The 12,701-nt window shown below is 71.5% G+C and carries 12 protein-coding genes; 7 read left to right on the forward strand and 5 right to left on the reverse strand.

Annotated elements, in window-relative coordinates:
• Positions 1–105: 105 nt before the first annotated feature.
• The gene (locus ABZ444_RS16095) at positions 106–393 is read left to right on the forward strand and encodes a hypothetical protein (protein WP_357996608.1); all 288 of its coding nucleotides are present in this window, start codon (positions 106–108) and stop codon (positions 391–393) included.
• A 66-nt stretch (positions 394–459) separates the two neighbouring features.
• On the opposite strand, the gene ABZ444_RS16100 is transcribed toward ABZ444_RS16095, so the two are convergent.
• A complete protein-coding gene (locus tag ABZ444_RS16100) occupies positions 460–1,308 on the reverse strand; it encodes a DUF4429 domain-containing protein (protein WP_357996611.1) in 849 nt (282 codons plus the stop codon).
• Positions 1,309–1,339: 31 nt separating this feature from the next.
• On the opposite strand from ABZ444_RS16100, the gene ABZ444_RS16105 reads away from it, so the two are divergent.
• Positions 1,340–1,924: an HD domain-containing protein gene (locus tag ABZ444_RS16105; protein ID WP_357972911.1), complete on the forward strand. Its 585-nt coding sequence runs from the start codon at positions 1,340–1,342 to the stop codon at positions 1,922–1,924.
• On the opposite strand, the gene ABZ444_RS16110 is transcribed toward ABZ444_RS16105, so the two are convergent.
• Positions 1,912–2,631: a FadR/GntR family transcriptional regulator gene (locus tag ABZ444_RS16110; RefSeq protein ID WP_357972908.1), complete on the reverse strand. Its 720-nt coding sequence runs from the start codon at positions 2,629–2,631 to the stop codon at positions 1,912–1,914. The two genes, ABZ444_RS16105 and ABZ444_RS16110, sit on opposite strands and share 13 nt — an antisense overlap.
• 137 nt (positions 2,632–2,768) lie before the next feature.
• Here ABZ444_RS16110 and ABZ444_RS16115 point away from each other — a divergent pair, with 137 nt between their 5' ends.
• Genes ABZ444_RS16115 through ABZ444_RS16135 form a run of 5 tightly spaced genes read left to right on the forward strand, consistent with a single transcriptional unit; the run spans position 2,769 to position 9,174 of the window.
• The gene (locus ABZ444_RS16115; RefSeq protein ID WP_357996614.1) at positions 2,769–4,373 is read left to right on the forward strand and encodes an ABC transporter substrate-binding protein; all 1,605 of its coding nucleotides are present in this window, start codon (positions 2,769–2,771) and stop codon (positions 4,371–4,373) included.
• Positions 4,370–5,329: an ABC transporter permease gene (locus ABZ444_RS16120; RefSeq protein ID WP_357996617.1), complete on the forward strand. Its 960-nt coding sequence runs from the start codon at positions 4,370–4,372 to the stop codon at positions 5,327–5,329. Before ABZ444_RS16115 ends, ABZ444_RS16120 begins: the two co-directional genes overlap by 4 nt.
• Positions 5,329–7,260: a dipeptide/oligopeptide/nickel ABC transporter permease/ATP-binding protein gene (locus tag ABZ444_RS16125; RefSeq protein WP_357996620.1), complete on the forward strand. Its 1,932-nt coding sequence runs from the start codon at positions 5,329–5,331 to the stop codon at positions 7,258–7,260. Before ABZ444_RS16120 ends, ABZ444_RS16125 begins: the two co-directional genes overlap by 1 nt.
• On the forward strand, positions 7,253–8,245 hold the full coding sequence (locus ABZ444_RS16130; protein ID WP_357996623.1) for an ABC transporter ATP-binding protein: 993 nt from the start codon (positions 7,253–7,255) through the stop codon (positions 8,243–8,245). The genes ABZ444_RS16125 and ABZ444_RS16130 overlap by 8 nt, the downstream gene beginning before the upstream one ends.
• A complete protein-coding gene (locus ABZ444_RS16135; RefSeq protein ID WP_357996626.1) occupies positions 8,242–9,174 on the forward strand; it encodes a dihydrodipicolinate synthase family protein in 933 nt (310 codons plus the stop codon). The genes ABZ444_RS16130 and ABZ444_RS16135 overlap by 4 nt, the downstream gene beginning before the upstream one ends.
• Before the next feature lie 7 nt (positions 9,175–9,181).
• Here ABZ444_RS16135 and ABZ444_RS16140 read toward each other — a convergent pair whose 3' ends face one another.
• The 3 genes from ABZ444_RS16140 to ABZ444_RS16150 all read right to left on the reverse strand — a co-directional run bounded on the left by ABZ444_RS16140 (position 9,182) and on the right by ABZ444_RS16150 (position 12,628).
• Complete coding sequence (locus ABZ444_RS16140) at positions 9,182–10,846, reverse strand: catalase (protein ID WP_357996629.1); 1,665 nt, start codon at positions 10,844–10,846, stop codon at positions 9,182–9,184.
• An 85-nt stretch (positions 10,847–10,931) separates the two neighbouring features.
• Positions 10,932–11,876 (reverse strand): sugar kinase, encoded by a 945-nt coding sequence (locus ABZ444_RS16145; protein WP_357996632.1) that lies wholly within the window; start codon positions 11,874–11,876, stop codon positions 10,932–10,934.
• Entirely contained in the window at positions 11,873–12,628 is a 756-nt protein-coding gene (locus tag ABZ444_RS16150) for an IclR family transcriptional regulator (RefSeq protein WP_357972885.1), read from the reverse strand. The genes ABZ444_RS16145 and ABZ444_RS16150 overlap by 4 nt, the downstream gene beginning before the upstream one ends.
• Between the last annotated feature and the right edge of the window lie 73 nt (positions 12,629–12,701).

The following is a 12,701-nucleotide window of genomic DNA, read 5'->3' on the forward strand; positions in this document are numbered from 1 at the left end:
CACAGGGGACGGACGTCAGCCAAGCCGATTAAGCCGGCGGATCAGCGGGCCGCCGCGCGGATGATTATGATCACGATGGCGGGAAATGATCTAGTTTTCTCCGCCATGACCCCTGACCCCGAAGGGATGTCCATGTCCAAGCTCACCCGCGCCGCCGCCACCTCCGTCGCGGCCGTCGCCCTGGCCGCGACGTGCACCGCGATGACCGCGCCCGCCGCCTCCGCCACCACCTCGGCCGCCTCGGCCGCCGCCTCCACCTGGATCAAGTACGGCGACTACAGCAGTGAGGCCAAGTGCATCGCCAAGGGCAAGGAGCTCAAGGCGAAGGGCACCTACCTGTCGTACTTCTGCCAGTACACCGGCTTCTTCACGCTGATGGTGCTGACCCGATGACCGCCTGACCGGCCGCGGCCCGGAGGCTTGTCCTTCGGGCCGTCCGCCGGCACGGCCGGTCGCCGGTCAGAGCCGGCGGATCATGGCCTGCTTGGCCGCCGCGAACTCCTCGTCGGTCAGCACCCCGGACCGGTGCAGCTCGCCCAGCTCGGCCAGGCGGCGCAGCACCGCGTCGTGGGCGTCGCCGCCGGCGGCCGGCGGCTCCAGCTCCTCGGGCTGCTCGCGCGGCAGCCGGGCCAGCACCGCGGCGCCGACCAGCGCGGTCGCGCCGCCGAAGCGCTGGATGCCCCAGGAGACGCAGTGGGGGTCCTTCTGCGGGGACGCGCCGGGCCCGTCGCCCTTGAGCCGGAAGCGGAGGGTGCCGTAGCCGAGGCCGGACTGCGGTTTCCACTCCACGCCCACCAGCTCGGCCAGCGGGAACTCCTGCGACCCCGCCCGTTCCTTCTCCGAGCTGGCGAAACCCGTCCATTCCAGGCGTACGCGCTCGCCGTCGAAGATCGCTGTGCCGTCGCCCGCCGTGGCCGAGACGGGGATGGCGGGGCCGGGAAGGAGGTAGTGCTCGCAGGGGCCGCTGGGCGTCTGGTTGATCTCCAGGGTGTCGCGGACCTCGTCGGCGAAGTACTGGGCCGCGCCGACGCGCTCCTTGGGCACCGCCAGCCGGTACGGGTCGGCGGGGGCGGCCAGCGATCCGGCGACGAGGTCGGACAGGGGATCGGCGCCGTAGCGCAGGCGAAGGCGGAGCTGGCCGCCCTTGCGGCCGGGCTCGAACGCGCACGTCGCGATGGCCTCCAGCGGCACGGCGACCTCGCCGAGCACCTTGCGGAGCTCGTGGACGTCCTTGTCGCCGCCAGGGACGATGCGCAGCATCTCTCCGTTGAACGTCCACGAGCCGTCGGGAACGGCGATCTCGGTCATATTCTCAGCCTAGGACGTCGAGAGGAGCCCGATGAAGATCTTCACGAGCTGGATGTCGTGGGGCCAGGCCGCCGGCCCCCTGGCCGAGGCGCTCCCGTCGCAGGCCGTCACGAGGTTGCGCGAGGCGGTGCGCTTCGCCCGGACGCAGCACGGCGTGCAGCAGCGTCCCACCGGGCGGCCGTACGTGGAGCATCTGCTGGAGGCGCTGGAGGTGGCGGTGGCCGGGGCACAGGTGCGCGACCCCGACGTGCTGACCGCGATCGTGCTGCACGACGTGCTGGAGGACACCGCGTGCACCGAGCGGGAGCTGGCCCGGCGGTTCGGCGCGGAGGTGACCGGGCTCGTCCGCTGGGTGACCAGGCCCGCCGGGCGCGCGAAGGCCGACCACCTGGCCGCGCTGGCCAAGGCCCCGGCGCAGGCGGTGCTGGTGAAGCTGGCCGACCGGGTGAGCAACGTGCAGGAGTTGCAGCGCCTCCACTGGCGGTTCCAGAAGCGCTACTACCACGAGACCGTCACCCACATCGTGCCGCTGGCCGCGCCCCACCCCTGGTTCGCCGAGTGGTACGAGGAGTGGCGGCGGCCGTGGGCCAGGCGCGTGGCCCGCTATCCGGACTGACCTCCCAGCCGGGCCAGCCGGTTGCGCACGCCGTCGAAGTGCGCGTACACGGCCGACACCGCGGCGGCCCGGTCGCCGGCCAGCACCGCGGCGTAGATGTCGCGGTGCCGCCTGGCCACGTCGCCGGGCGGTTCGTCGGGCGCGCCGAGGTGGTCGCGGAGCTGGTGGTAGACGTCCCAGAACGCGCCGAGGAGCTGGCTGACCAGCGGGTTGCCGAGCGGCCGGTAGAGCAGGTCGTGGAAGAGCCGGTCGGTCTCGGGGGAGACCTCGCCGACCTGCGACTCGTGGTCCATGCGGGCCATGACGTCGGCCACCGGGGCGAGGTCGGCCTCCGGGCCGAGGTCGATGAGCCGCTGGACGAGCCCGCTCTCCAGGATCTCGCGGATCTCGATGAGGTGCGCGAGGTGGTTGCGGCCGTTCTGGAGGGTGATGCGGCTGTGGAAGGCCAGCTCGTCCACCAGCCCGGACAGCGACATCCGGCCCACGAACATGCCGAAGCCGTGGCGGATGTCCACGATGCCGACCGCCTGCAGGGCCTTCAGCGCCTCCCGGACGGAGTTGCGGCTGACCTGGAGCTCCTCCATGAGCTCCGACTCCGTGGGCAGCGGGTCGCCCGCGACCAGCCCGCGCCTGACGATCAGGTCTTTGACGCCCTCCTGGGCCTCGACGGCCCGGCTGGGACGTGCCGGACGCGGGACTGCGGCCATGAAGCTTCCTTTCATCGTAGGTAACATTCCGGAAATCCTCTGTTGACCTCAAGACGCCCTGGCGTTTAGCGTCCACGTTACGCACAAGATAGGACATGGGATGTCCTACGTTCTACCTTTCCCCCCAGGAGGCATCCGTGAGCTCTGAGTTCAGCCGCCGTGACTTCCTGCGCTACAGCGGGGCCACGGGTGCGGCGGCGTTCATCGCGGCCACCCTCTCCGCCTGTTCCGGAGGCCCGGCCTCGACCGGCTCGGTCGGCGCCGGATCGAACAAAGACCTGATCACCGCCGTCATCGGCTACGGCAACGACCAGAGCTGGGACCCGACGCAGACCGCGTCGGCGTTCGCGATGGCCGGGATCAGTCACGTCTACGAAGGGCTGCTCGACACCGACCCGGTCACCCGGGAGCCGTACCCGGCCCTGGCGACGGCGCTGCCCGCCGACCCGAACGCCACGTCGTGGACGTTCGCCCTGCGCGACGGCGCCAAGTGGCACGACGGGCAGCCGGTCACCGCCGACGACGTGCTCTTCACCTTCGAGCGCATCCTCGGCCCCGACAACGTGCTGACCGGCAACTTCTTCAAGCCGTGGCTCCAGGAGGTGAAGAAGGTGGACGACCGGACCGTGGAGCTGGTCCTGAAGTTCCCCTTCCCCGACGCGGCGCCCCGGCTGACCATCGCCAAGATCATGCCGAAGCACGTGTTCAGCCAGGCGGGCGCGTGGGACAAGGCCAAGAGCGGCATGGCGGTCGGCTCCGGGCCGTACAAGCAGGCGGCGCACAACCCCAAATCCAACACCTCCTTCGAGGCGTTCGACGGCTACAACGGCCCCCGCCCGGCCACCGTCAAGAAAATGAACTGGCTGACCATCGTGGACGCCTCCGCCCGGGTGGCCAAGATCTCCGGCGGCTCGGCCGAGGCGCAGATCGCCGACAACATCCCGTACGCCAACGTCGACCAGCTCAAGCAGCAGGGCCTCACGGTCGAGGGCGGCAAGGGCATGAACCACATGTTCCTGATGTTCAACACCGCCGCCAAGCCCTTCGACGACGTACGCGTCCGCCAGGCCCTGCACTACGCCATCGACAAGCAGAAGATGATCGACGTGGCGCTCAAGGGCCACGGCACGGCCTCCAGCTCCTTCCTCAACGAGGGCCACCCCGACCACCGGCGCGCCTCGGTCGTCTACGACCACGACCCCGACAAGGCCAGGGCGCTGCTGAAGGAGGCGGGCGTGACGAACCTGACGGTCAACCTCATGGCCGTCAACGTGAGCTGGATCGTCGACTGCCTGCCCACCATCGCCGCCTCCTGGGAGGCCGTCGGGATCAAGACCACGCTGGAGCCGCAGGACACGGCCGCGCTGTTCACCAAGATGGACCAGTTCCAGGACTACCAGGTGGTCGCGGCGGCCTCGAACCCCAACCAGTTCGGCATGGACGCCGACCTGATCCTGCACTACAACTACGTGCCCGGCGGCCTGTGGATGAAGTACAGCCACTGGGACGGCAGCAAGGACGCCGAGAAGCTGTTCGCCATGATGGACGCGGCCGGCAAGGAGACGGACAAGGCCAAGAAGAGCGAGCAGATCCACAAATATCTGGACCTGGTCGCCGAGCAGGCGGTGCTCTACCCCGTCGTCCACAACGAGCTGATGACCGCCTGGGACCCGAAGAAGCTCTCCGGCATCCGCGCCCAGCCGTACCCCGGCATCAACCTGCTGCAGGCCAAGAGGACATGACGCTCGTACTCAGGATGCTGCTGCGGCGGCTCCTCATCCTGATCCCGCTGGTCCTGGGCGTGGTCGCGTTCGTGTTCGTCGTGATGCGCTTCTCGGGCGTCAAGCCCGAGTACGCCTACTTCCAGGGCGCGAACCCCACCGCGGAGCAGATCCACCGTTTCCAGGAGGAGAACGGCCTGCTGGACCCGCTGCCGCTGCGGTACGTGCGCTTCGTCGCCGACCTCGCCCAGGGCGACATGGGCACCAGCGTGCTCACCAAGAAGCCGGTCGTCGAGTCGGTGACCACCGCACTGCCACTGACCCTGCAGCTCACGTTCCTCGGCCTGGCCGTGGCGATCGTGCTCTCGCTGGTGTTCGGCGTGACCGCGGCGCTGTTCCGCGACCGCTGGCCCGACCAGGCGATCCGGGTCGTGTCGCTGGTCGGCGTGGCGGCCCCGGCGTTCTGGCTGGCGCTGCTGATGATCCAGTGGCTGGCGGTCGGCGAGGGGCTGTTCCCGACCGGTGGCTACATCAACCCCGCCGACTCCCTCACCGGCTGGCTGCAGTCGATGACACTGCCCGCGCTGTCGTTGTCGCTGCCGATCGCCGCCCAGCTCACCCGCATCATCCGCACGTCGATGGTCGAGGAGCTGGACCGGGACTACGTGCGCACCGCGATCGGCAGCGGCCTGCCGATGATCGTCGTGGTCGGCCGCAACGTGCTGCGCAACGCGCTCATCAACCCGCTGACCGTGCTCGGCCTGCGCATCGGCTACCTGATCGGCGGCACGGTGGTCATCGAGACGATCTACGGCCTGCCCGGCATGGGCCAGCTCATGATCAACGCGGTGCGCGACGGCGACCCGGCCGTGGTGCAGGGCGTCGTGCTCACCATCGCGATCGGCTTCATGGTGGTCAACCTGGTCGTCGACATCCTCTACCTGCTGGTCAACCCCCGCCTGAGGAGTGCCGCCTGATGAGAAGCGGACTCACCGAACGCCTGTCCAGGCCCGGCGTCGCCTTCCGGCGGCTGCCTGCGGCGTCGTGGCCGGCGGTCGGGGTCGTCGTCCTGGTCGTGCTGGCCGCCCTGCTCGCGCCGCTGATCGCGCCGCACTCGCCGTACTTCCAGGAGGCCGCCGGCGGCGGCCCGTCGGCCGCCCACTGGATGGGCCTCGACAGCGCCAACCGCGACATCCTGTCCAGGCTCCTGTACGGCGCCCGCTGGTCGCTGATCATCGGCCTCGGCGCCACCGGGCTCGCCCTGGTCGCCGGGGCGGTCGTCGGCGCGGTCGCGGCCACCTCGCGCCGGGTCGTGGACGAGACCGTCATGCGCGTGCTCGACGTGATCATGGCCTTCCCCGGCATCGCGCTGGCCGCCGTGCTGGTCGCGGTGTTCGGCGGCAGCATCCCGGTGCTGGTCATGGCCATGGCCTTCCTCTACATGCCGTCCGTGGCCAGGGTCGTGCGGGCCAACGTGATCGCCCAGTACGGCGAGGACTACGTGGCGGCCGAGCGCGTCATCGGCGCGCGCACGCCGTACATCGTGCTCAGGCACGTCGCGGTCAACTGCGCGGCGCCCGTGCTGGTGTTCTGCACGGTGATGGTGGCCGACGCGATCGTGTTCGAGGCGTCGTTGTCGTTCATCGGCGCCGGCGTACGCCCGCCCAACCCGTCGTGGGGCAGCGTCATCGCCGACGGCAAGAACCTGGTGCTGCTCGGCGGCTGGTGGGCCACGGTCTTCCCCGGCCTGCTGATCCTGCTCACCGTGCTGGCCCTGAACATCCTGTCCGAGGGCATCTCCGACGCCTGGGCCGCCCCGGTACGCAGAGCCGCCCCCAAGAAGGACGACGCCTACGAGCAGGCCGCCCCCGGCACCGGCCAGGTCGTCGAGCTGCCCGGCCTGGCCGAGGCCGCCCGCCGGCTGGCCGGACGCGCCCGTCCGCTCCCGCAGGGACAGCCGATCCTCAGCGTCGAACGGCTGAGGATCGGCTTCGACCCCGGCGTGGACATCGTGGACGGCGTCGGCTTCGAGGTGTGGCCCGGCGAGGTCGTCGGCCTGGTCGGGGAGTCCGGCTGCGGCAAGTCGCTGACCGCCCTGACCGTCATGGGCCTGCAACCGCGCCAGGCCCGGGTCGGCGGCCACGTGCGCTTCGACCAGAGGGAGCTGCTCGCGCTGCCGCGCCGGGCCCGCCGCCGGCTGCTCGGCCACGAGATGGCGATGATCTACCAGGACGCGCTGTCCTCGCTCAACCCGGCCATGACCATCCGGGCCCAGCTCAGGCAGCTCACCCGCAGGGGCGGCCGGCGTACCCCGGCCGAGCTGCTCGAACTCGTCGGCCTCGACGCCCGCCGCACCCTGTCCGCCTACCCGCACGAGCTGTCGGGCGGCCAGCGGCAGCGGGTGCTGATCGCGATGGCGCTCTCGCGCGACCCCAAGCTGATCGTCGCCGACGAGCCGACGACCGCGCTCGACGTGACCGTCCAGGCGCAGGTCATCGAGCTGCTGCTGCGGCTGCGCGAGGAGCTGGGGTTCGCGCTGATCCTGGTCTCGCACGACCTGGCCCTGGTCGCCGACGTCACCGACCGCGTCGTCGTCATGTACGGCGGCCAGATCGTCGAGACCGGCGCCACCGCCGCCCTGGTCGGCGAGCCCGCCCACCACTACGCGCGGGGGCTGCTCGGCTCGGTGTTGTCGCTGGAGTCGGGGGCCGAGCGGCTGACGCAGATCCCGGGCGTGGTGCCCGCGCCCGCCGACTTCCCGGCCGGGTGCAGGTTCGCCGACCGGTGCCCGATGGCCACCGGCGTGTGCCGTACGCAGACCCCGGTGCTGGCCGGAGAGGCCAGGCGGCACGCGGTGGCCTGCCACCACCCGGCGGTCGAACTCGCAGGGAGTGAGACACGTGCTTGAGCTGAACGACGTGCACGTCGTGCACAAGGCCCGTTCGGGAGGGCTGTTCGCGCGGGACCGCGTGCACGCCCTGACCGCCGCCTCGCTGGCCGTCGCGCCCGGCGAGACCGTCGGGATCGTGGGGGAGTCGGGCTGCGGGAAGTCCACGCTGGCCAAGGTGCTGGTCGGGCTGCAGCGGCCGACCTCGGGCAGCGTGCGCCTGAACGGCCGCGACCTGTGGACGCTGAAGCAGGACGAGCGGCGCATGCTCGTCGGCGGCGGCGTCGGGCTGATCTTCCAGGACCCGTCCACGGCGCTCAACCGGCGGCTGCCGGTCGGGCGCATCCTGCGCGACCCGCTCGACGTGCACCGCCGGGGCACCTCCGGCGAGCGCGAGGCCCGCGTGCGCGAGCTGCTGGACCTGGTCGGCCTGCCCGCCGGCGTGGCCGGCGCGCTGCCCGGCCAGCTCTCCGGCGGGCAGCGGCAGCGGGTGGCCGTGGCCAGGGCGCTCGCGCTCGAACCGCGGCTGGTCGTCGCCGACGAGCCCACCAGCGCCCTGGACGTCTCGGTCCGCGCCCAGATCCTCAACCTGCTGCTCGACCTCAAGGACCGGCTCGGGCTGGCGATGGTGTTCATCTCGCACGACATCCAGACCGTGCGCCGGATGAGCGACCGCGTGGTCACCATGTACCTGGGCAGGATCGTCGAGCAGACGCCCGCGCGGTCGGTGCCGGGGCGGGCCAGGCATCCGTACACACGGGCGCTGTTCTCGGCCACCCCCGGGCTGATCTCGCCCATCACCCCGATCCCGCTGGTGGGCGCGGTGCCGTCGGCCACCAGGCCGCCGAGCGGCTGCCCGTTCCGCACCCGGTGCTGGCGGGCCGACGACCTGTGCGCGGCCGAGATGCCCGCCGCCACGCGGGCCGGGGACGACCACCTCTTCCACTGCCACCACCCGGTGGCGGCCGGAGCCACCGACCTAGAGCTGATCCAGGAGCACTCATGACAGATCCCGATGTCGCCGGGTCCGCGACGGTGACCGGCGTGATCCCCCCGGTCTGCACCCCGTTCACCCCCGGCCACGAGGTGGACGCCGCCTCCCTGACCCGGCTGGTGGACCACCTGCTGGCGGGCGGGGTGGACGCGCTGTTCGTGCTCGGCTCCTCCTCGGAGGTGGCCTACCTGACCGACGCGCAGCGGCGGGTGGTGCTGGACACGGTCGTCGGGCACGTGGGCGGCCAGGTGCCGGTGCTGGCCGGGGTGATCGACATGACCACGCCGCGGGTGCTCGAACACGCCCGCGTCGCGGCGGCGGCGGGGGCGTCCGGGCTGGTGGCGACCGCGCCGTTCTACACGCGCACCCATCCCGAGGAGATCCGCACCCACTTCCGGACGATCGCCGCCCGCGCCGGCCTGCCGGTCTACGCCTACGACCTGCCGGTCAGCGTGCACACCAAGCTGGGCGCGGACCTGCTGCTCGACCTGGCCGCCGAGGGCGCGCTCGCCGGGGTCAAGGACTCCAGCGGCGACGACGGCGGGCTGCGCCAGGTCATCCTGGGCCGCCGGGCGCCGTTCAGCGTGCTCACCGGGTCGGAGGTGACCGTGGACTCCGCGCTGTGGATGGGCGCCGACGGCGTGGTGCCCGGCCTCGGCAACGTGGACCCCCACGGGTACGCCGAACTGTACCGGGCCGCCTCCCGCGGCGACTGGGAGGCGGCCAGGGCCGAGCAGGAACGCCTGGTCAGGCTGTTCGAGATCGTCCGGGTCGGCGCGGGCCGCATGGGCGGCAGCTCGGCGGGGCTGGGCGCGTTCAAGGCCGCCCTGCACCTGCGGGGCGTCATCGACTGCCCGCTCACCGCGCTGCCGCAGATCCCGCTGAACGACGACGAGACCGGCCGCGTCGGCAAGCTGCTGGCCGCCGCCGGGCTGCTGTAGCCGTCGCTCAGAGGCCGTCGGCGTGGGCGGCCCGCTCGTCGGGCACGCAGTGGGTCATCTTCAGCCCCTCCACGTCGCGCGGGCCGTTGCGCCCGAGCTTGACCAGGCGCTCCCGGTCCTCGTCGGTGAGGTCCTGGCTCGCCAGCGGCTCCAGCTGGGCGACGTCGTCCGGGGTGATGCCGAGGCCCTCGCCGACGCGCAGGCCCAGGTCGTCCTCCACGAGCAGGAAGTGCCAGACCATGCGCTCCTGGATGCGCCGGTCGCACTGGCTGAGCGCGTCGACGAAGTTGCGCACCAGGTCGTCGCGCTCCCACTGCTCCATGAGCAGGTAGCGCTGGCCGGCCTGCTTGTAGTCGTTGGTCCGCGGGATGCGCCTGCGCATGAGCCGGCCGTTGATGACCGGGCCCTCCTCGTCCAGGGTCGGGTACTCGGCCTCGCGCAGGCCGCCGCGCAGCGAGGGCTCGTAGTTGATGTGCGGGTCCTCGCCGCCGGTGTCGACGAAGTACGCCATCTGGCCGTCGCGCTGGTTGGTCCTGATGGGCGCGTTCCTGGCCTGGTTGACCGGGAGTTGCAGGTAGTTCGGGCCGACCCGGTAGCGCTGGGTGTCGCTGTAGGAGAACGTCCGGCCGACCAGCATCTTGTCGTCGGAGAAGTCGAGGCCGTCCACCAGGACGCCGGTGCCGAAGGCCGCCTGCTCGTTCTCGGCGAACTGGTTGTCGACGTTGCGGTTCAGGACCAGGCGGCCGACCGGCCTGGCCGGGAACTCGTTCTCCGGCCACACCTTGGTGTCGTCGAGCGGGTCGAAGTCCAGCTCGGGGTGCTCTTCGTCGCTCATGAGCTGGACCAGCAGCTCCCACTCGGGATGGTCGCCGCGCTCGATGGCGTCGTGCAGGTCCTTCGTGGCGTGCCCGAGGTCGCCCGCCTGGACGACCGCCGCGTCCGCCGCGGTCATGCTGCGCACGCCCTGCTTGGGCATCCAGTGGTACTTGACCAGGAACGTCTCGCCCTGCTGGTTGACCCACTTGTAGGTGTTCACGCCGAATCCCTGCATGTGCCGGTAGTCGGCGGGGATGCCGCGCGGGCTGAACAGGTTGACCAGCATGTGCATCGACTCGGGCGTCTGGGACATGAAGTCGAAGATGCGGTTCGGGTCCTGCCGGAAGGTCACCGGGTCGGGCTTGAGCGCGTGGATGACGTCGGGGAACTTGATGGCGTCCCTGATGAAGAAGACGGCCAGGTTGTTGCCCACCAGGTCCCAGTTGCCGTCCTCGGTGTAGAACTTGATCGCGAAGCCGCGCGGGTCGCGGGCGGTCTCGGCGGAGTCGCGGCCGCCGATCACGGTGGAGAAGCGCAGCGCCACGTCGGTGCGCTTGCCGGCCTCCTGGAACAGCTTGGCCCTGGTGTAGCGGCTGACCGGCTCGTCGCCGATCTTGCCGTACGCCTCGAAGTAGCCGTAGCTCAGCGCGCCCCTGGCGTGCACCACCCGTTCGGGGATGCGTTCGCGGTCGAAGTGACTGATCTTCTCCAGGAACTGGTAGTTCTCCAGCGTCGCCGGTCCGCGCGGGCCGACCGTCCGCTGGTTCTGGTTGTCGTAGACGGGATGCCCTTGTCGGTTGGTGAGCACCTCGCGCTCGTCGTTCGACTGCGGACCCTTGCTGGAGACGTCTGTCATCGCACTGTTCCTCTCCCCGGACGAGATCTTCCCCGGCTGCCCTCAAGAACGGGTCGAAAACGGGCAAAACCTCGTCCTTGGGCGGCTACCTGCTCACGCCGTCGGCGCCCCGGCCGAGCAGGCCCAGGTCGGAGCGGCGGGGCAGGCTCTCCCAGTCGCCCTGCGAGGTCACAGCGAACGCCCCTGCCGCGCAGGCGGTGTCCAGCCGCCGTTCCGCGTCCGCCCCGGCCAGCCAGTCGGCCAGCCACCCGGCCGCGAACGCGTCCCCGGCCCCCACGGGGTCCACCTCGGTCACCCGGTACGGCCGCGCCCGGCGCAGCACCCCGCCGGACAACTCCAGCGCGCCCGCCGACCCCGACTTGACCAGCACGTACGAGGGCCCGAGCGAGGCGAGCGCCTTGGCCAGCTCCGCCGGGTCGTCGACGTCGGCGACCAGGCGGCCCTCCGGCACGGTCGCGAACAGCACGTCCACGCCGCCGACCGTCTCCCGCAGCCAGGCGCCCGCCTCCTGCGCCGTCCACAGGGCCCGCCGGTAGTTGACGTCCAGCGAGACGAGCACGCCGGCCGCCCGCGCAACGGCGATCGCGTGCGCCACGGTCTCCCGGGCCGACGCCGACAGCGCCGGGGTGATCGCGGAGACGTGCAGCACCCGGGCCGAGGCGATCAGCGCCGGATCGAGGTCGGCCGGCCGCAGCCGGGAACCGGCGCTGCCCTTGCGGTAGTACCGCACGTCAACGAGGTCGGCCGTGCGCCTGCCCTTGATCATCAGCCCGGTGGGGGCGTCCGGGTCGGTGACCGCGCGCACGTCCACGCCCTCGCCGGCGAGCGTGGCCCGGATCAGGTCGCCGAACTCGTCGTCGCCCACCCGTCCGGCCCACGTCGCCCGGTGGCCGAGCCGGGCCACGCCGATCGCCACGTTCGACTCGGCGCCGCCGAGGCCCAGGTCGAAGTCGCGGGCGAAGCGCAGCGGCCCGGTGCGCCGGGCGGCGAACAGCGCCATGGTCTCGCCGAAGGTCACCAGTTCGGTCATGTGGTCGGCCTGCCCAGCTTTCTGGAGATCCGCGACGCCGCCCCGGCCACCAGCGGCCCGAGCTCCCGCACCCGCGCGGCGGTGATCCGCGAGGTGAGCCCGGAGACCGAGACGGCGGCGACGACGGCGTCGTTGTGGTTGAAGATCGGCGCGGCGACGCAGCGCACCTCGGGCTCGTTCTCGCGGTCGTCCACCGCGTAGCCGCGCCGCCGGATGTGGGTCAGTTCGGCACGCAGCCGGTCGGCGTCGGTGATGGTGTGCTTGGTGATCGGGTCGAGCGCCAGCCCGGCCAGGGCCTCCTCCGGCTGCCAGGCCAGGATCGCCTTGCCGACCGCCGTGGCGTGCACCGGGCCGCGGCTGCCGATGCGCGAGGCCATGCGCACGTTCGTCTCGTTCTCCACCTTGTCGATGTAGACGACGTGCGGGTGGTCGTAGACGACCAGGTGCACGGTCTCGCGCACCTCGCTCATCAGCCGGTGCGACTCCTCGGCGGCGACCGCGCGCAGGTCCAGCGTGGCCAGGTACGCCTGCCCGAGCTGGAGGGTGCCGTGCCCCAGCCGGTACGCCCCGGTCCTGCGGTCGCGTTCGAGCAGCCTGGCCTCCACGAGCGGGACGGTCAGCCGCAGCACCGTGCTCTTGGACAGGCCCACGCCCTCGGCGAGCTGGGTGAGCGACAGGCCGGTGTGGCCGCGTACGTGGTCCAGGACGGCCAGGGCGCGCCGGAGCGAGGCGGACTGGTTGCGTTCGGGCACGCAAGTCACCATATTCGATGAAATTTCGCGCAATGCAGCACCCTGTTGTGCACTGCACAACATCTCCTGACAA

Source organism: Nonomuraea sp. NPDC005730 (genome assembly GCF_040630865.1).
Classification (GTDB): domain Bacteria; phylum Actinomycetota; class Actinomycetes; order Streptosporangiales; family Streptosporangiaceae; genus Nonomuraea.

Bases quoted from the DNA above. Each gene is read 5' to 3' on its own strand.
- ABZ444_RS16095 (WP_357996608.1), top strand. From the start codon at position 106: ATGACCCCTGACCCCGAAGGGATGTCCATGTCCAAGCTCACCCGCGCC.
- ABZ444_RS16120 (WP_357996617.1), top strand. From the start codon at position 4,370: ATGACGCTCGTACTCAGGATGCTGCTGCGGCGGCTCCTCATCCTGATC.
- ABZ444_RS16110 (WP_357972908.1), bottom strand. From the start codon at position 2,631: ATGGCCGCAGTCCCGCGTCCGGCACGTCCCAGCCGGGCCGTCGAGGCC.
- ABZ444_RS16140 (WP_357996629.1), bottom strand. From the start codon at position 10,846: ATGACAGACGTCTCCAGCAAGGGTCCGCAGTCGAACGACGAGCGCGAG.
- ABZ444_RS16100 (WP_357996611.1), bottom strand. From the start codon at position 1,308: ATGACCGAGATCGCCGTTCCCGACGGCTCGTGGACGTTCAACGGAGAG.
- ABZ444_RS16125 (WP_357996620.1), top strand. From the start codon at position 5,329: ATGAGAAGCGGACTCACCGAACGCCTGTCCAGGCCCGGCGTCGCCTTC.
- ABZ444_RS16135 (WP_357996626.1), top strand. From the start codon at position 8,242: ATGACAGATCCCGATGTCGCCGGGTCCGCGACGGTGACCGGCGTGATC.
- ABZ444_RS16145 (WP_357996632.1), bottom strand. From the start codon at position 11,876: ATGACCGAACTGGTGACCTTCGGCGAGACCATGGCGCTGTTCGCCGCC.
- ABZ444_RS16105 (WP_357972911.1), top strand. From the start codon at position 1,340: ATGAAGATCTTCACGAGCTGGATGTCGTGGGGCCAGGCCGCCGGCCCC.